The organism is Nocardiopsis sp. N85 (assembly GCF_028882275.1).
GTDB classification, from domain to species: Bacteria; Actinomycetota; Actinomycetes; order Streptosporangiales; family Streptosporangiaceae; genus Nocardiopsis; species Nocardiopsis lambiniae.
On record NZ_JARBUT010000011.1, the window covers coordinates 146694 to 168402 of the forward strand.

Annotated in this window: 19 protein-coding genes; 12 read left to right on the forward strand and 7 right to left on the reverse strand. The window is 70.6% G+C overall.

The features are described 5' to 3' along the window. Positions 1-33: 33 nt before the first annotated feature. The 7 genes from PWG71_RS17095 to PWG71_RS17125 all read left to right on the forward strand — a co-directional run bounded on the left by PWG71_RS17095 (position 34) and on the right by PWG71_RS17125 (position 4939). Positions 34-201 (forward strand): hypothetical protein, encoded by a 168-nt coding sequence (locus tag PWG71_RS17095; RefSeq protein WP_274810742.1) that lies wholly within the window; start codon positions 34-36, stop codon positions 199-201. 187 nt (positions 202-388) lie between these two features. Beyond that, the gene (locus PWG71_RS17100) at positions 389-532 is read left to right on the forward strand and encodes a hypothetical protein (RefSeq protein ID WP_274810743.1); all 144 of its coding nucleotides are present in this window, start codon (positions 389-391) and stop codon (positions 530-532) included. Between the two features lie 56 nt (positions 533-588). Further along, positions 589-1326 (forward strand): ABC transporter ATP-binding protein, encoded by a 738-nt coding sequence (locus PWG71_RS17105; protein ID WP_274810744.1) that lies wholly within the window; start codon positions 589-591, stop codon positions 1324-1326. Further along, entirely contained in the window at positions 1323-2096 is a 774-nt protein-coding gene (locus tag PWG71_RS17110; RefSeq protein WP_274810745.1) for an ABC transporter permease, read from the forward strand. The genes PWG71_RS17105 and PWG71_RS17110 overlap by 4 nt, the downstream gene beginning before the upstream one ends. 59 nt (positions 2097-2155) lie before the next feature. Further along, the gene (locus PWG71_RS17115) at positions 2156-3496 is read left to right on the forward strand and encodes an AAA family ATPase (protein ID WP_274810746.1); all 1341 of its coding nucleotides are present in this window, start codon (positions 2156-2158) and stop codon (positions 3494-3496) included. Positions 3497-3512: 16 nt separating this feature from the next. Next, complete coding sequence (locus PWG71_RS17120; RefSeq protein ID WP_274810747.1) at positions 3513-4274, forward strand: DedA family protein; 762 nt, start codon at positions 3513-3515, stop codon at positions 4272-4274. A 440-nt stretch (positions 4275-4714) separates the two neighbouring features. Then, the gene (locus PWG71_RS17125; protein ID WP_274810748.1) at positions 4715-4939 is read left to right on the forward strand and encodes a DUF2283 domain-containing protein; all 225 of its coding nucleotides are present in this window, start codon (positions 4715-4717) and stop codon (positions 4937-4939) included. A gap of 126 nt (positions 4940-5065) precedes the next feature. On the opposite strand, the gene clpB is transcribed toward PWG71_RS17125, so the two are convergent. From clpB to dnaK, 5 genes are all read right to left on the reverse strand, one after another. Further along, the gene (gene clpB / locus PWG71_RS17130; RefSeq protein WP_274810749.1) at positions 5066-7672 is read right to left on the reverse strand and encodes an ATP-dependent chaperone ClpB; all 2607 of its coding nucleotides are present in this window, start codon (positions 7670-7672) and stop codon (positions 5066-5068) included. Positions 7673-7767: 95 nt separating this feature from the next. Next, on the reverse strand, positions 7768-8256 hold the full coding sequence (locus PWG71_RS17135) for a heat shock protein transcriptional repressor HspR (protein ID WP_274810750.1): 489 nt from the start codon (positions 8254-8256) through the stop codon (positions 7768-7770). Positions 8257-8261: 5 nt separating this feature from the next. Further along, complete coding sequence (gene dnaJ / locus PWG71_RS17140; protein ID WP_274810751.1) at positions 8262-9419, reverse strand: molecular chaperone DnaJ; 1158 nt, start codon at positions 9417-9419, stop codon at positions 8262-8264. 129 nt (positions 9420-9548) lie between these two features. Continuing rightward, positions 9549-10277: a nucleotide exchange factor GrpE gene (gene grpE, locus PWG71_RS17145; RefSeq protein WP_274810752.1), complete on the reverse strand. Its 729-nt coding sequence runs from the start codon at positions 10275-10277 to the stop codon at positions 9549-9551. A gap of 35 nt (positions 10278-10312) precedes the next feature. After that, positions 10313-12169: a molecular chaperone DnaK gene (dnaK, locus tag PWG71_RS17150; RefSeq protein WP_274810753.1), complete on the reverse strand. Its 1857-nt coding sequence runs from the start codon at positions 12167-12169 to the stop codon at positions 10313-10315. 841 nt (positions 12170-13010) lie between these two features. Here dnaK and PWG71_RS17155 point away from each other — a divergent pair. Beyond that, positions 13011-15212 (forward strand): (Fe-S)-binding protein, encoded by a 2202-nt coding sequence (locus PWG71_RS17155; RefSeq protein WP_274810754.1) that lies wholly within the window; start codon positions 13011-13013, stop codon positions 15210-15212. A gap of 39 nt (positions 15213-15251) precedes the next feature. On the opposite strand, the gene PWG71_RS17160 is transcribed toward PWG71_RS17155, so the two are convergent. Next, complete coding sequence (locus PWG71_RS17160) at positions 15252-15917, reverse strand: DUF998 domain-containing protein (RefSeq protein ID WP_274810755.1); 666 nt, start codon at positions 15915-15917, stop codon at positions 15252-15254. Between the two features lie 609 nt (positions 15918-16526). On the opposite strand from PWG71_RS17160, the gene PWG71_RS17165 reads away from it, so the two are divergent. From PWG71_RS17165 to PWG71_RS17180, 4 genes are all read left to right on the forward strand, one after another. Then, the gene (locus PWG71_RS17165; protein ID WP_274810756.1) at positions 16527-17516 is read left to right on the forward strand and encodes an ABC transporter ATP-binding protein; all 990 of its coding nucleotides are present in this window, start codon (positions 16527-16529) and stop codon (positions 17514-17516) included. Between the two features lie 46 nt (positions 17517-17562). Next, positions 17563-18411: an ABC transporter permease gene (locus PWG71_RS17170; protein WP_274810757.1), complete on the forward strand. Its 849-nt coding sequence runs from the start codon at positions 17563-17565 to the stop codon at positions 18409-18411. Positions 18412-18498: 87 nt separating this feature from the next. After that, the gene (locus PWG71_RS17175; RefSeq protein ID WP_274810758.1) at positions 18499-19689 is read left to right on the forward strand and encodes a sensor histidine kinase; all 1191 of its coding nucleotides are present in this window, start codon (positions 18499-18501) and stop codon (positions 19687-19689) included. Further along, the gene (locus PWG71_RS17180) at positions 19686-20882 is read left to right on the forward strand and encodes a sensor histidine kinase (protein ID WP_274810759.1); all 1197 of its coding nucleotides are present in this window, start codon (positions 19686-19688) and stop codon (positions 20880-20882) included. The genes PWG71_RS17175 and PWG71_RS17180 overlap by 4 nt, the downstream gene beginning before the upstream one ends. A gap of 14 nt (positions 20883-20896) precedes the next feature. Here the strand turns inward: PWG71_RS17180 and PWG71_RS17185 are convergent, their stop codons facing one another. Continuing rightward, positions 20897-21058, reverse strand: coding sequence for a hypothetical protein (locus PWG71_RS17185; protein WP_274810760.1), 162 nt, complete (start codon positions 21056-21058; stop codon positions 20897-20899). Positions 21059-21709: the final 651 nt, after the last annotated feature.

Sequence of the window (21709 nt, forward strand, 5' to 3'; positions counted from 1 at the left end):
TGCCCTCCTGGAACGAGAGACCGAGGAACGAACATGGACAATCCGGTAATGCTGGCGGCGGCGGCCGCCCTCGTCGTCTTCACCATCATCGCCGTCTACGTGGTCGGCCGGAAGCTGCCCTCCGGCGGCACCGGCAAGGGTGACGGCTCGGCGGCCGCCATGGGCGACTCCGCCGACGCCGGCGGTGGCGGCGGGGACTGAGGTCCCGCCCCGAGCGGGGGCGCGGCACGATGATCCGGGGGGTCGGTCCGACGGACCGGCCCCCTTCCCGTTCCTCCGGGCCCCGCGAACCCCCTGGAGCAGGGCGGATCGTGTGATCCCCCTGTGAGGGCCCGGTGCCACCGTGAAGGTGTTGACATTCCGCCCACAGGAACAGGAGGGAGTGGCGATGCGCGTCCACCCCACTTCGTCCGACGAACGCCGTGGATTCGAGTGGTTCCTCGACGAGGCCCACCACCTGGGGCCGCGCCGGTGGTCCCCCTGGGTGCGTCTCGCGACCGCGCTCACGCGATGGGCGTTGACGGGACGATGAGCCGCTCCCGAGTGCCGGCCGCACCGGCCATCCGACACACGACAGGAGGCGATGAGATGGAAGCGATCCGCATCGAGGGGATCACCAAGTCCTTCGGGAGGCACACGGTGGTGAACGGCGTCTCGTTCACCGTGGACTCCGGAACGGTCACCGGTTTCCTGGGCCCCAACGGGGCCGGGAAGACCACCACACTGCGCTGCCTGCTCGGGCTCGTCCGCCCCGACGCCGGCACGGCCCTGATCCACGGTCGACCGTACGTCGAGCTGACCGAGCCGACGAAGCTGGTCGGCGCGGTCCTGGAGGCCACCAACCTGCACCCCGGCCGCACCGGCCGCAACCACCTGCGGGTCCTGTGCGACACGGCGGGGATCCCCCACACCCGCGCGGACGAGGTCCTCGCCGAGGTCGGCCTGACCGAGGCCGGGCGACGGCGTGTCGGCACCTACTCCCTCGGCATGCGCCAGCGCCTTTCGATGGCAGGGGCGCTGCTGGGCGACCCGAAGGTGCTCATCCTCGACGAGCCCGCCAACGGCCTGGACCCCCAGGGCATCGACTGGCTCCGGCGCTTCTTGCGCGGCCTGGCCGATCGGGGCGTCGCCGTGCTCGTGTCCAGCCATGTGCTGGCCGAGGTCGAACAGACCGTGGACAAGGTCGTGATCATCTCCGGGGGCGGCCTCGTCGCCCAGGGCGGACTGTCCGAACTCACCGGCGCCGGGGAGAGCCTGCACGACGCCTTCCTGCGCCTGACCGACTCCGATGGCGCGCGCGTGCCCCAGCTGGGAGGGACCAAGTGAAGAACCTGATCAGAGCGGAACTCCGCAAGACGTTCACCACCTCCGCGTGGTGGGTGCTGCTCCTGTGCATGACGGCCTGGATCGGCCTGTCCCTGGCGATGGTGGTCGCCACCGCCGGGATGCAGGGGCTGCCCGGACGCGACGATCCCGGGTTCGCCCCCTGGGCGTGGCCGCAGGCCGCCACCGGGGCGATCTTCGCGATGGTGCTGGGCATCCTCTCCGTGACCACGGAGTTCCAGCACCGCACCATCACCCCCACCTTCCTCGCCGAACCGCGACGCGGCCGCGTGGTGGCGGCCAAGCTGGTGGCCGCGGCCGGCACGGGTGTGTTCCTCGGCGTGGTGGCCATCGCCCTGACCTCGGCGGTGCTGATCCCGTCGATCCTGCTCTCCGGCGGTTCCCTCCACCTGGCCGACAACCAGGTGCCCCGTATCCTGATGGGCTCTCTGACGGGGTACGTGCTCTACGCGCTGCTCGGTCTGGCCCTGGGAACGCTGGTGCGCCACCAGATCGGCGCCCTGGTCATCGGTGTCCTGTGGGCGATGCTCGTCGAACCGGTGCTGACGGCGATCCCCCCGCTGTCCGACGTCACCAAGTGGCTGCCCGGCAGCGCCGTCGCCGCCCTCTACGACACCGGCATGGACCTCTCGGAGTTCGGCCTCGGCGGTGACCTGTTGCCGGTCTGGATCGCGGCCCTGACCCTGCTCGGGTACGTCGCCCTGTTCACCCTGGTCGCCTCCGCGACCACACTGCGCCGCGACATCGCCTGAGCGCCTCGGAGGGCGGCCCCACCGCTCTCCTCACCGGGACGAAGCCAAGGAGGAAGCAGATGACGGTAGCCGTCCCCGACGACGTCCAGTGTCTCGGCGGCATCATCCGGCACCACCGGACGCGCGCCGGGATGACCCAGCGACAGCTCGCCGACTTCTCGACGGTGAGCATCCGCGCCATTCGCGACCTGGAACGCGGTGCCACGCTGAACCCCCGACGCGAGACCCTGCGGCTCATCGCCGACACCCTGCGCCTCGACTCCGAGGCCCGCGGGGATCTGGAACGGGCCTCGGGTCGGGGCGGACCCGCCCTGACGGAGGAGGGTCCCGCCGCTCCCACCGCGCCGATGTTCGTCGGCACGTTCACGGGACGGGACCGTGTCATGGACCTGCTCCGCTCCCGGACCACCACGGGCGGCGAACGACTGATCGCCGTCACCGGCGCACCGGGGGTGGGCAAGACCCGGCTGGCGGCGGAGGTCGCCGACCGGGCCCGGCAGGACGGGGTCCTCATGCTCTGGCACCGACTGTCCCGGCAGGGGGTGGCGGAGTGGTCCACCCCACGCGGCTCCCTCCACCGGGTGATGACCACCGCCGTCGACGACCTCTTCGGAACCGGTGCTCCCTCCGCCCGCGGCGGACTCGCCCGGCTGGCGGGGCTCATCGGCGACCTGCCGGCCCTCCTGGTACTGGACGGGGTGCGGCGTGCCCCCCACGGCGCCGCCGTGTCCCGGCTGCTCGGGGAGTGCGCGGGCCTGCGGATCCTCTACACCTCGGTCCGGCCCTACCAGGTGGCGGGAGAACGGGTCCTGCCCCTCCTCCCGCTGGCCGTCCCCGAACCGGGTGACGTCCCCGAGCGGATCCTGGCGTCCCCGGCGGCCCGGGTCCTGCTGGAGGACGACCTGTCCGTCCTCCCCGGGGACTCCGAGGAGATGGCGGCCATCGCGCAGATCTGCCGGCTTCTCGGCGGGGTCCCGGGGGCCCTCCGGCTCGCCGCCCCCCTGCTCGGTCTCTACGGTCCGCGCACCCTGGTGCGCTGCCTGCGGGAGGACCCCTTCACGGTCCTGGATTCGCATACCGGCCGGCCCGGCATGCGCGACCGGATGACGTCCGAACTCCTGGCACTGACCCCGGCCGAGCACGAGGCCCTCGTCTCGATGTGCGGGACGGGCGGATCCGCCTCCGTGGAGGAGCTCACCCGCACCCTCGGGTGCGGGCTGACCGAATGCGGACGGCGCGTCGACGCCCTCTCGGCGGCCGGATTCGTCCATCCGGAGGGGGCGGGCCGATTCCGGGTGCCCCACCTGGTGCGGGTCCTGATCCGAGACCGGACCGGCTCACCGACCGAACCCCGTGACGCGCGTCGCCGACGACCGTGTCCGTACACGCCCGGAACGTGATTGCGAGAATGGACAGATGACCACCACACCCGGCGGGAGCCCCGCTCCGCACACCCCCACCGACGAACCCGAGGGAACGACCGACGCGGCGGGGTCCGCCGCGTCCCCCCTCCCGTGGAAGGGCAAGGCCACCAGAACCGACAAGGCGCTGATGTGGGCCATCGGCGGAGCCATGCTGTTCATGCTCGTCCTGTGGCCGCTGCGCCCCTTCATGATCGCCTCGGCTCCGGTCCTGCTCTCCCTCGCCACCGGAAGCAAGGCGGCGATCGGGGCGGTCGCCGCCTTCGCCGAGGCCGGCCGTTACCCGATCTGGCTGGCCGTGGTCGCCGGGGTCGTCGGCATGGCCAAGCTCGACTGGCTGTTCTGGTGGACCGGACGGCAGTGGGGCTCCGGCTTCGTGGGCTTCTTCTCCACGGGGGAGCGCGCCGAACGGCTGGCCCTGCGGCTTCGTTCCGCCAACCGGTGGATCCTCGGCCTCCTCGTCGTGTTCGCCCGGATCCCGGGTGTACCGAGCGCGCTGGTGTACGGTACCGCCGGGTGGGCGGGTATGGGCCTGGGCACCTTCCTGGCCCTGGACCTGTTGGGAGCGCTGCTGATCACCGGCCTGGTCGTCGCCGCCGGATACGCCCTCGGAGAGCGCGCGATCGACCTCATCGTCACCATCGACGAGTACGCGCTGTGGGTGAGCATCGCCATCGTCATCGGAATGGTGCTGCTGCCCTCGCTGCGGTCCAGGTCCAGGTCCCGGGCCCGGGACACCGAGGAGCCGCGGGACTGAAAGCGGTGCGGCCGACACGGCACGCGGCGGCCGCACGGCATCAGGGAGGACCTGGGGAAAGGCGAACCGGCCCGCCGCGCCGACTCGGCGCGGCGGGCCGGTCGAACGGTCCTCACCCGGGAGAGAAGGGGTGGCACGGCATCGGCGGGAGGATGAGGCACTCCCGTGGTGGCGGGACGGGGCCGGTGCCGGGAGGAGGCCCCGGCGGCACGGTCACGGCGGTGGGCCTGCCCGACGGTGCGGGGGAACGGCCGTCGGCCGGGCCCACCGACCGGTGACGACGAAGACGCCGCGCCCCCTGCCCGTGGCGGGGGAGAATGGCTCGTCGTCGGCGCGGACCACGGTGACCCGCGTTCGGGGTGGTCCCGGCGACATCGTCACCGTCACCGAGGGCCGAGCCGGGGCATGCGCGCCGGAGCAGGCCCGGAAGAGGGGAACGCATGAGGATCGGCTACGACGCGGAGGCGGACGCGGCCTACATCACCGTCGTCGACCACATCGGCGACGGGGAGGCCGAGGTCCAACGGCACTCGATCCGCACCCCGGACCCCGAGGGCGAGATCATCCTCGACTTCGACGCGCGCGGCTTCCTGCTCGGCGTGGAGGTGCTGGGCGCCGCCCGGGTCCTGCCCCCGGAGGTACTCGCCACCGCCGAGGCGGAGTGAGGGAGGAGAGGGGCCGCCCGGACCCGCGTGCTTCGGATACCGGGCCTCTGCGGCCCGACCTTCGAGAGCGGGTCCGACCCCTGGGGGCCGCCCGACGGGCGGCCCCTCGGATCACGTGGTCCCCGGCTATGACGCCGGGGCGTCGGCCTTTCGCGGCGCGACGGTCAGGCCGCTCGCGGCCTCGCCGACGTCCACCACCACCGTGTCGCCCTCGGCCAGCGCCCCCGACAGCAGCTCACGGGCGAGCGGATCGCCGATCGAGGACTGCACCAGGCGGCGCAGCGGCCGGGCGCCGTAGTTGGGGTCGTAGCCGGTCATGGCCAGCCACTCCCGTGCCCCCGGCGTCACCTCCAGCTCCAGCCGCCGGTCCGCCAGCCGGCGGGCCAGCTTCTCCACCTGGAGGTCCACGATCTTCGTCAGGTCCTCGATGGACAGCGCGTCGAACATGATGACGTCGTCGAGCCGGTTGAGGAACTCGGGCTTGAACGTCGTGCGCACCACGTCCATGACCCGCTGTTCACGGGTCGCCTCGTCCAGGGTCTGGTCCACCAGGAACTGCGAGCCGAGGTTGGAGGTGAGGATGAGGATCGTGTTGCGGAAGTCCACCACCCGCCCCTGCCCGTCGGTCAGACGACCGTCGTCCAGGACCTGGAGCAGGGTGTCGAACACCTCCAGGTGGGCCTTCTCCACCTCGTCCAGCAACACCACCGTGTACGGGCGGCGGCGCACCGCCTCGGTGAGCTGACCGCCCTCCTCGTACCCCACGTACCCGGGGGGCGCGCCGACCAGCCGGGACACCGTGTGCTTCTCGGAGTACTCGCTCATGTCGATGCGCACGATCGCCCGCTCGTCGTCGAACAGGAACTCCGCCAGCGCCTTGGCCAGCTCGGTCTTGCCGACACCGGTCGGACCGAGGAACAGGAAGGAACCGGTCGGCCGGTCGGGGTCGGAGATACCGGCCCGGGCCCGCCGCACCGCGTCCGCCACCGCCGTCACCGCGGCCCGCTGGCCGATCAGGCGCTTGCCCAGCTCGTCCTCCATGCGCAGCAGCTTGGAGGTCTCGCCCTCCATCAGCCGGCCCACGGGGATGCCGGTCCAGGACGACACGACCTCGGCGACCTCGTCGGCGCCGACCTCGTCCTTGACCATGGTGGCGCCCTTGTCGGTGGCCTCCTCCGCCTGGGACGCCTCCTCCAGCTGCTTCTCCAGCTGGGGGATGTCCCCGTACATCAGCCGGGACGCCGTGGCGAAGTCGCCCTCGCGCTCGGCCAGCTCCGCCCGGGTGCGCAGCTCGTCCAGGTGCCCCTTGAGGTCACCGACCCGGTTGAGGCCGGCCTTCTCCTGCTCCCACCGGGCGACCAGGCCGTCGAGCCGCTCCCGGTGGTCGGCGAGTTCGGAGCGCAGCCGCTCCAGGCGCTGCCGACTGGCCGCGTCCGACTCCTTCTCCAGCGCCATCTCCTCCATCTTGAGGCGATCGACGGTGCGCCGCAGCTCGTCGATCACCACCGGACTGGAGTCGATCTCCATGCGCAGCCGGGACGCGGCCTCGTCGATGAGGTCGATGGCCTTGTCCGGCAGGAACCGCGCGGTGATGTACCGGTCGGACAGGGTCGCGGCGGCCACCAGCGCCGAATCGGAGATCTGCACCTTGTGGTGCGCCTCGTAACGGCCCTTGAGGCCGCGCAGGATGGCGATGGTGTCGGTGGCCGACGGCTCGCCCACGAACACCTGCTGGAAGCGCCGCTCCAGCGCGGGGTCCTTCTCGATCCGCTCCCGGTACTCGTCCAGCGTGGTCGCGCCGACCATGCGCAGCTCACCGCGGGCCAGCATCGGCTTGAGCATGTTGCCGGCGTCCATGGCGCCCTCGCCGGCGCCCGCGCCGACCATGGTGTGCAGCTCGTCGATGAACGTGATGACCTGGCCGTCGGAGTCCTTGATCTCCTGGAGGACCGCCTTGAGCCGTTCCTCGAACTCGCCCCGGTACTTGGCGCCCGCCACCATCGCCGACAGGTCCAGGCTGATCAGCCGCTTGCCGAGCAGGGACTGGGGCACGTCGCCCGCGACGATGCGCTGGGCCAGGCCCTCCACCACCGCGGTCTTGCCGACACCGGGCTCGCCGATGAGCACCGGGTTGTTCTTGGTGCGCCGACTGAGCACCTGGATGACCCGCCGGATCTCGCCGTCCCGGCCGATCACCGGGTCGACCTTGCCCTCGCGGGCCCGCTCGGTGAGGTCGACGCCGTACTTCTCCAGCGCCTGGTAGGTCTCCTCGGGGTTCTCCGTGGTGATCCGGCCCTTGCCGCGCACCAGCTCGAAGGCCTCCAACAGGGCCTCGGGGGTGGCGCCGACCTCCCGCAGGAGCCGGGCCGCCTCACCGCCGTCGGTGGCCAGACCCACCAGCAGGTGCTCGGTGGAGACGTACTCGTCCTCCATCCGCTCGGCCCGCTGGGCCGCGGTGTTGATGGAGACGATGAGCTGCCGCGAGGAACTCGGTGACGCGGTCGTGGACCCCGACACCTTGGGCAGCGCGTCGATGGCCGCGTCCACCTTGTCCTTGAGCAGGTGGGGGTCCGCGCCCACCTCCTTGAGGAGGGGACGGGTGATGCCGTCGGCCTGCTCCAGCAGCGCGGCCAGCAGGTGCACCGGTTCGGTCTGGGGGTTGCCGTCCGTGGTGGCCCTGCGGATGGCCACCGACAGGGCCCCTTGGCTCTTCTGGGTGAGCTTGTAGTTCATGTCCGGTGACTCCTTTCACAAGTAGTGTCACGAAGAGTGATGTCGCTCGGTCGAACGTGCCCCCGTGCCGCTGTGCGGAGCCCCGTCAGAACCGCTCAGGCCTCATCGTCACCGGTGCGTTCCCGCTCGGGGCCCTCCTGCGCGGAGTCGCCCCGGGGACCGTCACCGGTGGGTTCGGCGGTGTTGAAGATCGTCACGCGGGTGCGCCGGACCAGCTCGCCGGGCACTCCGGGACCGCCCTCGGGGCGGGGTGGACGCGCCCGCCGGGCCACCGCCCGACGAGCCGCCTCCAGTTCGTTGGCGAGGTGGAAGACATGCTCGCGCAGCTGTTCCACCTCGTGCTCCAGCTCCAGGATCCGCTTGATCCCGGCCAGATTGATGCCCTCCTCCTGCGACAGCCGCTGCACCACGCGCAACGTCTGCACGTCGCGCATGGAGTAGCGCCGGCCGCGTCCGGAGGTCCGACCGGGGGAGACGATCCCCAACCGGTCGTACTGCCGCAGCGTCTGCGGGTGCATCCCCGCCAACTCTGCGGCCACCGAGATCACGTAGACCGGCGCGTCGACACCGAAGGAGTCGTTCATCGGTCCTATGCCCCCTTCGCCCGCGCTTCGAGATCGTCGCGCGGGTCGTAGTCGGAGGTCGCGGCGCGGAACTTCTCCAGGGCCTCGCGGGCGTCACCGTTGAGGTTCTTGGGGACGGTGACCTCCAGGGTGACGATCATGTCCCCCGTCGTGCCGTCCTTGCGGGTCGCGCCCTTGCCGCGCACCCGCAGTTTGTGCCCGTTCTGCGTCCCCGGCGGCACCTTCACCGTCACCGGGAAGCCGCTCATCGTCGGGATGCGCACGTCGGCGCCGAGCGCCGCCTCCGGGAAACTGACCGGAACGGTGATGGTGATGTTGTCGCCGCTCCTGCCGAACACCGGGTGCTCCTTCACGTGAACGACGACGTACAGGTCGCCCGCCGGGCCGCCGTTCTCCCCCGGCGCCCCCTTGCCCTTGATCCGGATGCGCTGCCCGTCGGCGACCCCGGCCGGGATGCGCGTCTGGATGGTGCGGGTGCTCTTGCCCCGGCCGCTGCCGTGGCAGGTGACGCAGGGGTCGTCGACGACCAGCCCGCGCCCCTTGCACTCGCTGCACGGTTCGGACAGGGAGAAGCCGCCCAGGTTGGTGTTCTCGTGTCCGGTGCCCGTGCACTTGGGACACATGCGCGGGGCGGTGCCCGCCTTGGCGCCGGTCCCCTTACAGGTGGGACACGGTGCGTCGCTGGCCAGCTGGAAGGAGCGCGTCACGCCCTCCGCGGCCTCGCGAAAGCTCAGATCGGTCTCGGTCTCCACGTCGGTGCCGCGTCGGCTGCGGGTCGCGGTCCCGCCGCGCCCCCGGCCGCCGAACAGTCCGCCGAACAGGTCGCTGAGGCGTTCGCCGCCACCCCCCGAACCGGCCGTGCCCTGGCCGAACAGGTCGCTCATGTCGAACCCGCCCGGGCCGGTCCCGCCGGGTCGGTAGGAACCGCCGAACAGGGAGCGCGCGTCGTCGTACTCCTTGCGGCGCTTGTCGTTCGACAGGACGTTGTACGCCTCGGAGATCTCCTTGAAGCGCTCTTCCGCCTGGGGGTCGCCGGTATTGGCGTCAGGGTGGTTCGCGCGTGCCAGCTTGCGGTAGGACGTCTTGACCTCGTCCTTGGAGGCGGTCTTTGAGACTCCGAGGACCTTGTAGTAGTCCTTCTCCAGGTAGTCCTTGGTGCTCATCGACTGGGTGCCTTCTCCCGCTGCTCAGGTCGCGTCCGATGTTGCCAGGTGGCCCCGGGCCGGGCGGGCCCGGGGCCGGGCTCCCGGCCGCACCCGTCGGATGCGGCCGGAGCCCTACGGGTGTCCCCGCTACTCGCCGTTCTCACCGTTCCCGGTCGGAGCGGTCTCGTCCGCCCCGGTCGAGGGCTTCTCCCCGGCCTCGGCGGCCTCGCCGCCGTCGATCGGGTCACCGACGACCACGCGGGCCGGGCGCAGGATCCTCTCCCCGAACCGGTACCCCGGCTGGAAGACCTCCATCACCGTCTGGGCGGCGATGTTCGGGACCGGGATCAGGGTCAGCGCCTCGTGGACGTTCGGGTCGAACTCGTCGCCCTGCTCCGCGAACCGCTCCAGGCCCAGCTTGGTGACCGTGGCCTCCAGCGCCTCGCCCACCGCCTTGAACCCGCCGCTGAGCTCGTCGTGGTCACGAGCCCGGCCGATGTCGTCCAGGATCGGCAGGAGTTCACCGAGGACCTGGGCGGTGGAGACCTCGCGGACGACCGCCCGGTCCCTCTCGACGCGCTTGCGGTAGTTGGAGTACTCCGCCTGCACCCGCTTGATGTCGTTGGTGAGTTCCACGACACGCTCGTCGGCGTTGATCGCCTCGGACACCACCTGCTCGGGGGTGTCCGGGATCTCGACGCCCTCGATGTCCTCGGTCCCCTCGGCCTCCTCCGCGGTGTCCTCGGCGGTCTCCTCCGCCTTGGACTCGCGCACCTCCCCGGTCTCCGGGTCGATGCGACGGTTGTCGCGGATCACCGGGCCCTGGCGCTCCTCGCCGTCACCGGTGGTGCCGTTCGTGTTGTCAGACAGCGCCATGTGCGACGTGCCCTCCTTCCTCTCGGCCCGGACGGTCAGGACCGGTCGCCCTTGTCCTTGTCCTCGTCGACGATCTCGGCGTCCACGACATCGGCGTCGTCGGTGGAGTCCGAGGCAGAGGACTCACCGGCGGCCGCGCCGTCGGCGCCGCCCTGCTGGTTCTGGCTGTAGATCGCCGAACCGATCTTCTGGCTGGCCAGCGCGACCTTCTCGCTCGCCGAGCGGATGGCGTCGACGTCCGAGCCCTCCAGGGCGGTCTTCAGCTCGCCCAGCGCGGCCTCGGTCTCCGAGCGCACGTCCGCCGGGATCTTGTCCTCGTTGTCCTTGATGACCTTCTCGGTCTGGAACACGAGGGACTCGGCGTTGTTGCGGACCTCGGCGCTCTCGCGGCGCTTGCGGTCCTCCTCGGCGTACTGCTCGGCGTCGCGGACCATCTTGTCGATGTCGTCCTTGGACATGGCCGAACCACCGGAGATGGTGACCGACTGCTCCTTGCCGGTGCCCAGGTCCTTGGCGGTGACGTTGACGATGCCGTTGGCGTCGATGTCGAAGGCCACCTCGATCTGCGGGACGCCGCGCGGCGCCGGGGGCAGACCGGTCAGGTCGAAGACGCCCAGCTTCTTGTTGTCGCGGGCCATCTCGCGCTCGCCCTGGTAGACCTGGATCTGCACGGACGGCTGGTTGTCGTCGGCCGTGGTGAAGATCTCGGAGCGCTTGGTCGGGATGGTCGTGTTGCGCTCGATGAGCTTGGTGAACACGCCGCCCTTGGTCTCGATGCCCAGCGACAGCGGGGTCACGTCGAGCAGCAGGACGTCCTTGACCTCGCCCTTGAGCACGCCGGCCTGGAGCGCGGCGCCGATGGCGACGACCTCGTCCGGGTTGACGCCCTTGTTGGGCTCCTTGCCGCCGGTCAGCTCCTTGACGAGCTCGACGATGGCCGGCATACGGGTGGAGCCGCCGACCAGGACCACGTGGTGGATCTGGTCCAGGCTGATCCCGGCGTCCTTGATGACCTGCTGGAACGGGATCTTGGTCCGCTCGACCAGGTCGGCGGTCAGCCGCTGGAACTCGGCGCGGGTGAGCTTCTCGTCCAGGTGCAGCGGGCCCTCCGCCGAAGCGGTGATGTAGGGCAGGTTGATCTGCGTCTCGCTGGAGCTGGACAGCTCGATCTTGGCCTTCTCCGCGGCCTCGCGCAGACGCTGGAGCGCCATCTTGTCCTTGGACAGGTCGACGCCGTTGGAGTTCTTGAACTTCTCGACCAGCCAGTCGACGATCGCCTGGTCCCAGTCGTCGCCGCCGAGGTGGTTGTCGCCGTTGGTGGCCTTGACCTCCACGACGCCGTCACCGACCTCCAGCAGGGAGACGTCGAAGGTGCCGCCACCGAGGTCGTAGACGAGGATCGTCGCCTCGTCCTCCTTCTCCAGGTGGTAGGCGAGCGCGGCCGAGGTGGGCTCGTTGATGATGCGCAGGACGTTGAGGCCCGCGATCGTGCCGGCCTCCTTGGTGGCCTGGCGCTGGGAGTCGCTGAAGTACGCGGGGACGGTGATGACCGCGTCGGCCACGTCCTCGCCGAGGTAGGACTCGGCGTCGCGCTTGAGCTTCTGGAGGATGAAGGCGCTGATCTGCTGAGGGTTGAAGGTCTTGTCGTCGATCTTCACCGACCAGTCGGTGCCGATGTGGCGCTTGACCGAGCGGATGGTCCGGTCGACGTTGGTGACCGCCTGGCGCTTGGCCACCTCGCCGACGAGCACCTCGCCGTTCTTGGCGAAGGCGACGACGGACGGGGTGGTGCGGGAACCCTCGGCGTTGGTGATGACCGTGGGCTCGCCACCCTCCAGGACCGCGACACAGGAGTTCGTCGTACCGAGGTCGATTCCGACCGCACGAGCCATGGTTGCTTCCTCCGTCAAAGTTGAGTCGTTCAGGCGTAAGTTTGCTTCGTCCGGCGAAGAATGTCAAGTCAGTTGAGTCGACCGGACTCAAGTTACTTTCTACGACCTGACAACGACCGACCAGGCGAGGTTGTTCCCGGTGTGGGGTGGTTTCACGAGGAAGATGACGGAAGCCCGGGTGAACCCGGGGGCATCCTTGACCGCGACTCAGGGTGCACCCCGACCTCCGACCGGGGTGGTGCGCACCACCCGGAAGAAGCGTGCGCGCGACCCCGACCGCCCCGGCCCCCGGCGTGGCGTCGAGGACATGGACGCGAACGCCCTCCGGACCCCTTTCGGCCGGCTCATGGCCGACACCCGTCACGCTCTGCTCGGTCCGCCCCTCGCCGTGCCCTCCCGCCGTCGTCGGAGGACCCCCGGGTGCGCGTGTACACGGCCCCGCGCGAGGCGCCCCGCGCCTTCTTCGGGGTCTGCGTCCCGCCCCTCCCGCCGCGTGCCCGCCGGCTCTGGCCGACGGGCACGATCTGATGTCCGATATGTCGCGTAGCGTGCTTTATGCGCGACCGGTGGAATGACCGATGCCGAGTGGTGCGGGCGGGCGATGGAATGGCCGGTGTCGGGGGGCGCTCACGGGGTGCGCCGGGTCCGGAACGCGTGTCACGAGGGAATTGGTACGGACCCGCGTGGTTCTGTTGCGACGGGAGTCACTAGCGTTGCCCCTGCGTGGTCACGGTTCCCCGCAGAGCCGATGGCCGCCTTGCGATTACCCGCTAGTAACATAAGACTCGACCGCCGGTGTGTGGCGCACCGGCCGACGCAGCAGGATGGGAGGCCACGGGCGATGTTGTACCTGACACTGGGAGTCATCACCTCGGTCCTCGCCGTGGTCGCCTTCACCATGTTCGGTCTGGCCATCCGCCAGATCGTGCGGACCGTGGGTGTGGGCCGACCGGTGGAGGCCGATCGCAAGGGGCCGTTCGGACAACGGCTCACGATGGCGATCATCGAGATCATCGGCCACGGCAGGATGCTCAAGCGACCCTGGGTGGGTGTGGCCCACTGGTTCGTGATGGTCTCGTTCCCCCTGCTGGTCTTCACCGTGATCGAGGCGCAGGGCGAGGTCTTCGACCCGCACTTCCACCTGCCGATCATCTACGACTGGACCGTGTACGGCCTGGCGATCGAGTTCATCGCCGGCACCAGCCTCGTCGGCATCCTCGGCCTGACCGCCTACCGGATCATCAACAGTCCGAAGCGGATCGGCCGCGAGTCCCGCTTCATGCACTCCAAGCACTGGACCGCGTACTACGTCGAGGCGTACATCATCGGTCTGCTCCTGGCGATCTTCGCGATCCGCGGATTCAAGGTCGCCTCCGAGACCTTCCCCTTCCCGGTCTGGGCCACCCCGATCTCGCACGCCCTCGGCGCGGTCCTGCCCGGTGACGCGGCCGTGGCCGACCCGGCCATCGCCCTGATCGCCGCCTTCAAGCTGATCATCAGCTACGCGTTCTTCATGGTGCTGGCCCGCAACCTCACCATGGGCGTCGGCTGGCACCGCTTCATCGCGCCGGTCAACATCTACCTCAAGCGCAACGCCGACGGGACCCCGTCCCTCGGCGCGGCCAAGCAGATGATGAACAAGGACGTGACCGCGCCCCTCGACTTCGAGGAGGCCGACCCCGACGAGGACCCGTTCGGCGCCGGCAAGATCGAGGACTTCACCTGGAAGGGCCTCCTCGACTTCACCAGCTGCACCGAGTGCGGTCGCTGCCAGTCCCAGTGCCCCGCCTGGAACACGGGCAAGCCCCTCTCCCCGAAGAAGGTCATCCTCGACCTCCAGCGGCACGCCTACGAGAAGGCCCCGTACCTGCTCCAGGGCATCAACGCCGAGACCCTCGCGGAGAAGCCCGACGAGAGCCACGCCGGTGTCGACGTCCTCGCCCTCCTGGAGAGGCCGCTGGTCGGCACCGAGGAGGAGGGTGGCGTCATCCACCCCGACGAGCTGTGGTCCTGCACCAACTGCGGCGCCTGTGTCGAGCAGTGCCCGGTGGACATCGAGCACATCGACCACATCCTCGACATGCGCCGCTACCAGGTCATGGTCGAGTCCAACTTCCCGTCCGAGGCCAACACCCTCCTGAAGAACCTGGAGAACAAGGCCAATCCGTGGGGCATGTCCGAGGACAAGCGCATGGACTGGATCGAGGAGCTGGCCTCCCAGGAGAACCCGGTCGAGGTGCGGGTCGTCGACGACAAGCTCGACGCGGACACCGAGTACCTGTTCTGGGTCGGTTGCGCCGGCGCCCTGGAGGACCGCGCCAAGAAGACCACCAAGGCCATCGCCGAACTCCTGGACATCGCGGGCGTCAAGTTCGCCGTCCTGGGCGGCATGGAGGCGTGCACCGGTGACCCGGCCCGCCGCCTGGGCATGGAGTACGTCTTCCAGATGCTGGCCCAGCAGAACGTCGAGACCCTCAACGAGGCCGGCGTCACCAAGATCGTGGCCGGCTGCCCGCACTGCTTCAACACCCTCGCCAACGAGTACCCGCAGCTCGGCGGTACCTACGAGGTCGTCCACCACAGCCAGCTGCTGGCCAAGCTGGTGGACGAGGGCAGGCTGACCCCCGTCGAGTCCATCGACGAGAACATCACCTACCACGACCCCTGCTTCCTGGGCCGCCACAACAAGGTGTACACGCCTCCGCGCGACATCATGGCGAAGGTGCCCGGCGTCAAGACGCAGGAGATGCACCGCCACAAGGAACGGGGCTTCTGCTGTGGCGCCGGTGGCGCCCGCATGTGGATGGAGGAGCGGATCGGCAAGCGCATCAACACCGAGCGGGTGGACGAGGCGCTGACGACCAACCCCGACACCGTGTCCACCGCGTGCCCGTTCTGCCAGGTCATGCTCGGCGACGCGATCAACGAGAAGAAGTCGCAGGGCGAGGCGAAGGAGACCCTGGAGGTCGTCGACGTCTCCCAGCTGCTGCTGCGCTCCATCAAGGGCGACAAGCCCCAGAAGGCGGAGCCCGCCGACGCCTAGTCCACCTCCACGAGGGGGAACCCTGTCCCGAGGGGCCGGTCACCGTGCGGTGACCGGCCCCTCGGCCTTCTCCGACCGCAGCAGGAGCAGGGCCAGTACCGCGATCCAGACGAATCCGACCAGCAGGGCCGTCCGCTGGTACAACCCGCCGACGAAGAGCAGCTCCGGGTTCTGCCGGAAGCCGGCGTCCGCCCACAGGAAACAGGCGAAGAACACGATCGCGGTGAGCACCGAGTACCCCGCCACGACCGGCCGGCGGTCGCCCAGGGCGCGCAGCGCGAAGAGCACGCAGGCCAACGGGAGCCCGAAGAAGAACAGCGTCGACGCCGTGTCGTGCAGGATGCCCGACACGGTGTGGACCGATCCCTCCGGGCTCCCCACGGGGTACCCGCCCACGGGGTCGGCGCGGAACAGTCCGGAGCCGATCAGACCGATCCCGGACAGGCCCAGCGACCACGGGGTGGGTCCGGCCCGCCCGGTCCGGTTCAGCTCCCGCCACGCGCCGACCGCGAACGCCGTCAGCAGCGCCCCGGTGATCAGGAAGTTCGTCACCTGGACCCCGCCCGCGCCGGTGAGCACCAGCGAGTCGACCGGATGACGCATGGGGGAGTAGCCCGGACGCAGGGCGCCCGCGAGGGTGGCCACCGCCAGGAAGAGGGGGCCGGCGGCGACCCCGCACCACAGGAGCGCGCGGTTGGGTGACATGGACATCCTTCGTCGTCGTAGGTGGTGACAACGATAGATTCCGCGCGGAGGGCCCGGAAAGGTCGCCGGTGGCCGGGTCCGGTCGGACGCGCCGTTCCCGTGAGGGGGACATCGGCGCCCGGAACGCGGTGGAGCCCGGTCACCTCACATAACGGTCGGTTTACGGGACCTCGGACGACGGGCCCGTATATCCGCGGTCGGGGAAAGGCCGGAAACCGTGCGGCCGCTACGTCGGAGCCGGCCCTTTGGGTGGATGGAAGCGGGTTTCCGGGTGTTCCTCCCACGTGTTTTCACCAGGGAAATCGACCTTTGGACGTTGCTTCCCGAGAAAAGATCATCCGAGATGACACTTCCATTGGATGAAACTTCTCCGGGAATGGCGTTCGCTCCCCGCGGTCTCCGCTTTTCGTGTAGAACTCTTACCAGCACCCCCTGAGGACGCCGAGCGTCTCCTCGGGGTGCTGCCGCCCGCACGCGGTGAGGAAGGGGCGTGTGCGGGCGGCACCCCGCGCATATGACATCCGTCATCGTCGGCACCGGTGGATTCCCACATCGAAGCGGTGACAACGGCGTCTGTGGCCGGAGCTCCGATTCCGCGAATCTGGAGCCATGACGACGACGCACACCGAACTCCCCAGCGACCGTCCCACCGCCGACGAGCCGGCGGTGGTGGTCCGCGATCTGCGCCGGCACTACGGCGACTTCGAGGCGGTCAAGGGCATCTCCTTCGACATCCGCCCCGGCGAACTGTTCGCCCTCCTCGGTACCAACGGGGCCGGCAAGACCACCACCATCGAGACCCTCGAAGGTTTCTGGCGGCCCACCTCCGGAACGGTGCGGGTGTTCGGGACCGACCCCTACGACCAGCCCCCCGCCCTGCGCGGCCGCACCGGCGCGGTCCTCCAGGGCAACGGCCTCATGGAGGACCTCACCGTCCGGGAGTCCATCACCCTCACCCACGACCTGACCGCGGAGCCGCGCGACGTCGACGAGATCCTGGACCTGGTGGACCTGGGGGACAAGGCCGGGATCGCCATCCGTCAGCTCTCCGGCGGCCAGAAGCGCCGGCTCATCCTCGCCCAGAGCCTCATCGCCCGGCCCGAGGTCCTCTACCTCGACGAGCCCACCACCGGGATGGACCCCGAGGCCAGGCACACCACCTGGCGCATCATCTCCGAACTGAAGAGCCGCGGCGTCGCCGTCCTGCTCACCACGCACTACCTGGAGGAGGCCGAGCGGCTCGCCGACCGGCTCGCCATCATGCACCGCGGCGAGATCCGGGTCGAGGGGACCCTGGCGGGAGTGCTCGCCACCTGGGGCGACCGCATCGGGTTCCTGATGCCCGAGGAGATCGGCACCGACGACCTTCCCGCGTTCCCCGACAGCACCGTCGGTGTGCGGACCCGCGACGGCCGGCTGTGGGCCACCTACACGGTCACCGGGGCGGACGTCGCCGAACGGGGCCACCGGGTGGTCGCCGCCCTCGTCGCCTGGGCCGCCGAGCGCGGCGTCGTCCTACGCCACCTCCAGGTGCGCGGCGCCTCCCTGGAGGACGTCTTCCTCCAGGTCGCCGGCGCCACCGACCTGGCCGCGGACTGACCCGCCCACCGCCATCCGACCCTCTTCTTCCCCCTTGGAGCACCCCATGAGCACCGCGACCACCGAGCCCACCACCCGGGCCGCCGCCCGACCCGTCATGAGCCCGCTACGTCAGACCCTGCGCCTGACCCGCACCGAGTTCACCCTCTTCATGCGGTACAAGACCGCCTGGATGTTCCTCGGTCTGGCGGTGTTCATGTTCCTCGTGCCGCTGAACATGCCGGGCGACCCCGTCGTCGGTGACATCACCACCGCCGACCTCGCCCTGATCGCGGCGCTGGGCAGCGTCGGCCTGATCATCGGCATCGGTCACCCCTCGAACGTGTTCACCGCCCGCCGCGAGTCCCTGGTGCTCAAGCAGATGCGGGTGAGCGGCGTACCGAGGAGCGCGCTCTTCGGGTCCATCACCCTGATGGTGGTCCTGATGTCCCTGGCCATCTCCGTCCTGGGCGTCGTCATGCTGGCCGTCGTCTCCGGCGCGCTGCCGAAGGACCCCGTCATGCTGCTGCTGTCGGTCCTGCTCAGCGCCGTCTCCATGAGCTTCCTGGGCCTGCTCATCACCCCGCTGGCGCGCACCGCGGAATCCGCCCAGATGACCGCGATGGTCCCGATGATGTTCCTGCTGTTCACCGGTGGCAACATCATCCCGACCGGCATGTTCCCCGACCGGGTCGTCAACATGCTCGGCTACCTGCCCACCGCCGCCGCCGGGCGCCTCGCCCAGGCCTCCTACACGGGCTACGACGTCTTCTCCGGGTACGAGTCCGCCACCCCCGCCGGGATCCTGGAGCTGTGGGTCGCCGCCCTGCCCACCATCGGTATCCTGCTCGCCTGGAGCGCCCTGTTCCTCGTGCTGACGGTCCGCTACTTCCGCTGGGACCCCCGTCAGCCCTGACCGGACGGGCGGCGCCCCGACCCACCGCCGCGGAACCCGCCCGCCCCGCCCGGGGCGGGCGTTCCCCGATCAGGAAGATCCGACCAGATGAACGAGGGCGGTGCGACCCACGGCGCCGATCGGCGCCGCGACCTGCGCAGGGCACGCCTGATCACCGCTTCCTCCGTGTTCACCGCCGTGATGGTGATCCTCCTGTCACCGGGGATCGACCTGATCCACGCCTACGTGAACGGCCGTCCGCTCTGGATGCCGATCACCTCCCTGCTCCTCTTCGCGGCCGTCGCGGCGGCCACGGTGTCCCCCCTGCTCGCCCGCCTGCGCGGACACGGCGATCCCGGTGGGCGCCGGTACCTCGTGATCGTGGTCCTGGCCTGCGCGGGTGCGGGGGCCATCCGGGTCGAGAGCCACGCGATGCTGGCCCTGGCCTCGTGGTGGGCCGTGATGTTCCACCTCTACCGGGACCGGTGGCGCAGGGACGTCGGCACGCTGTGGGTCGTTCTGCTGCCGTGGATCGCCTGGCCGTTCCTGTACCGGGAGACCCCGGTCGAGGCGTTCCCGGTGATCTGGCTGATGGCCGTGGTCTACGGAGGACTCCTCTCCCTGGGCTTCGTCGTCACCTTCTGGCTGTGGGACATCCTCCGGGAGGCCGTCTCCGCGCGGGAGACCAAGGCCCGGCTCGCCGTGTCCGAGGAACGCCTGCGGTTCTCCCGGGACCTCCAGGACCTGCTGGGCCAGGACCTGTCCCTGCTCGCCACCCGGGCCGCGCGTGCGGCGCGGGCGGTCTCCCACGCCCCGGGGCTCGCCAAGGACGAGGCCGCCGAGGTCCACGCGCTGGCCCGGGACGCGCTGCGGCGGGTGCGTTCGGCGGTCAGCGGCTACCGGGAACTGGACCTGGCCGAGGAGGTCCGCTCGGTCACCGCGGTGCTGGCGGCCGACGGAACCCGGGCCACCGTGACCGGCCTGGCCGACCTCGACCCCTCTCCGGCGGAGGCCTCCCTGGCCGCGTGGGTGGTGCGCGAGGGCGGTACCAACGTGGTGCGGCACAGCGACGCCACCCGGTGCCGCATCGCCTTCTCCCGGGACCCGGACACGGGGGGAGTCGTGGTGGAGGTGACCAACGACCGGGCCGGCGCGGGAACCGGGGAGGGGCCCGTCTCCGGTGGCGGGCTGCTCGACCGGGTGCGGCGGGAGGGTGGCACACTGTCGTCGGCGCGGACGGAGGGCGGCGGTTTCCTCCTGCGCGCGAACCTTCCCCCCGACACCGAGGAGACGCGTTGAGCCCCCGGGCCGAGCACGACGACCCCTCCGAGGAGACGGCGAACGATCGCCGCATGCGCGTCGTGCGCCTGGTGATCATGTCCTCGATGGGCATCGTGGTGCTGGTCATGCTGGGCATCCCCCTGCTCGAACTCGCCCTCGGCGGACCGGGGTACGTCCTGTGGCGTTCCCTCGCGGCCGAGGCCACCGTCCTGCCCATGAGCCTGCTCCTCCTGATCCTGCTACGGGATCGGATCGACGGCCGGCGGATCCCCGACCCCCGGTACTACTGGGGATCGCTCGTCCTGCTCGCGGCCACCGTGCTGTTGCTCCAGGGGCCGATCATGGTCATGGGACTGATCGCCTCCTGGTGGGGCGTGGGCGTGTTCACGGCCCCCCGGGAGCGCACCGTCGTCGTCACCCTCGCGTTGGCGGCGGCCCCGTGGCCGCTGATCCTCATCGCCGACGACGGCGTCCCCGTCGTCGTCCACCTGTTCCTGTGGGTCGCCGCCATCGTCTGGGCACTGCTCCTGGCCTCGGGATCCATGGCCACCATCTGGTTGTGGGACATCACCAGGCAGGCCGTCGAGGGCCAGCACGCCCGTGCCCGGCTGGCGGTGACCGAGGAACGGCTGAGATTCTCCCGGGACATGCACGACCTGCTCGGACACAGCCTGTCGGCGCTGGCGGTCAAGGCCGAACTGGCGGGCCGGCTCGTCGACCGGGCGCCCGATCGCGCCGAGTCGGAACTGCGCGAGGTGCACGACCTGGCCCGGGAGGCGCTGCGTCAGGTGCGCTCGGCGGTCAGCGGTTACCGGGAACTGGATCTGGTCGAAGAGGTCGCCTCGGTGCGCGGTGTCATCGAGACGGCCGGCGCCCGTACCGAGGTCACCGGCCTGGACGTCCTGGGCGGCCTGGAGGAGACCGGCGGTATCGCCGCCCTGGCCGCGTGGGTGGTGCGCGAGGGCGGCACCAACGTGCTGCGGCACAGCGACGCCACCTGGTGCCGGATCGACTTCTCCCTCATCGAGGACGCGCCCGAGGGCAAAGCCCTGATCGTGGAGATCTCCAACGACCGGGCCCGCCAGGGCGGCGACGGCATCGGCAACGGTCTGACCGGCCTGTCCGAACGGCTGTCCGCCGTGGGCGGCGGACTGACGGCCGCGCGCACCAGGGAGGGTGGGTTCCTGCTGCGCGCCGTCCTGCCCGTGTGAGGTGGGGACGCCGGTCAGCCGACCTCGGGGACCAACCCGAGGGCGCGGTCGAGTTCCTCCATGGCGAGCCGGCGGTCCGCTCGCGCCGCCGCGATGAGCACCTCCGCGTACAACTCGATCTCGTCGAGTGCGACGTGATCGTGGAGCGGACCGGGCCGATGCGGTTCGTGGGCCACGCGCGTTCACCCCCGAGAGCGACGAGGTGTCCTGGACGGTGGGGCCCGCCGGGGCATGGCGGTCCGGTCGGGAGTACCCGGATTCCAGGGTACGCGGGGGTCGCCGGCTCCCGCATGACCCGGGAGGACCAGCACGCGGCTCACCCGATCCGGCCAGGGGGACGGCCCTCCATCACCCGCTCACCCATCACCCCCGTCACCGCTCGCTCACTCTTCGCCTTCGTGTGGAGGTGGAGCGCGAAGGCGGTGACGACAACGCGGGGCGTACGGGGACCCCGGCCCGGGGCCGGGGAACCGCGCGCAAGGTGCCGAGCGGTGCGGTGACCGCCGTGTCCGCCTTCGCCCGACGTCGTCCCGGCGGCCCGCTCGAAGGCGCTCGGTGGGTGACGAACGGGTTCCGGGGTTCGACCCCGGCGAACCGGGCGGGACCCCCTCGGCCGGGCCGGCGTCCACCCCGTTGGCGATCCACGGGGCGATGATCTCCCCCGTCACCCCGCCCTGCCCGGTCGTGGGGGTGGTCTTCATCACCCCCACGGCCCATCCGGCCGAGCGACTCCCCGCCGATCCCCTGATGACGGCGGCGGCGCTGCCGGGCGGGGAGGGCGCGGCTCTTCCGGATCGCCGTCCTCGCCTTCCCCGTCCACCGTTTCT

Coding starts and splice junctions, on each gene's coding strand:
- PWG71_RS17105 (WP_274810744.1), top strand. CDS start 589: ATGGAAGCGATCCGCATCGAGGGGATCACCAAGTCCTTCGGGAGGCAC.
- PWG71_RS17175 (WP_274810758.1), top strand. CDS start 18,499: ATGAACGAGGGCGGTGCGACCCACGGCGCCGATCGGCGCCGCGACCTG.
- PWG71_RS17125 (WP_274810748.1), top strand. CDS start 4,715: ATGAGGATCGGCTACGACGCGGAGGCGGACGCGGCCTACATCACCGTC.
- dnaJ (WP_274810751.1), bottom strand. CDS start 9,419: ATGAGCACCAAGGACTACCTGGAGAAGGACTACTACAAGGTCCTCGGA.
- dnaK (WP_274810753.1), bottom strand. CDS start 12,169: ATGGCTCGTGCGGTCGGAATCGACCTCGGTACGACGAACTCCTGTGTC.
- PWG71_RS17120 (WP_274810747.1), top strand. CDS start 3,513: ATGACCACCACACCCGGCGGGAGCCCCGCTCCGCACACCCCCACCGAC.
- grpE (WP_274810752.1), bottom strand. CDS start 10,277: ATGGCGCTGTCTGACAACACGAACGGCACCACCGGTGACGGCGAGGAG.
- clpB (WP_274810749.1), bottom strand. CDS start 7,672: ATGAACTACAAGCTCACCCAGAAGAGCCAAGGGGCCCTGTCGGTGGCC.
- PWG71_RS17165 (WP_274810756.1), top strand. CDS start 16,527: ATGACGACGACGCACACCGAACTCCCCAGCGACCGTCCCACCGCCGAC.
- PWG71_RS17135 (WP_274810750.1), bottom strand. CDS start 8,256: ATGAACGACTCCTTCGGTGTCGACGCGCCGGTCTACGTGATCTCGGTG.
- PWG71_RS17100 (WP_274810743.1), top strand. CDS start 389: ATGCGCGTCCACCCCACTTCGTCCGACGAACGCCGTGGATTCGAGTGG.
- PWG71_RS17095 (WP_274810742.1), top strand. CDS start 34: ATGGACAATCCGGTAATGCTGGCGGCGGCGGCCGCCCTCGTCGTCTTC.
- PWG71_RS17115 (WP_274810746.1), top strand. CDS start 2,156: ATGACGGTAGCCGTCCCCGACGACGTCCAGTGTCTCGGCGGCATCATC.
- PWG71_RS17155 (WP_274810754.1), top strand. CDS start 13,011: ATGTTGTACCTGACACTGGGAGTCATCACCTCGGTCCTCGCCGTGGTC.
- PWG71_RS17160 (WP_274810755.1), bottom strand. CDS start 15,917: ATGTCACCCAACCGCGCGCTCCTGTGGTGCGGGGTCGCCGCCGGCCCC.
- PWG71_RS17170 (WP_274810757.1), top strand. CDS start 17,563: ATGAGCACCGCGACCACCGAGCCCACCACCCGGGCCGCCGCCCGACCC.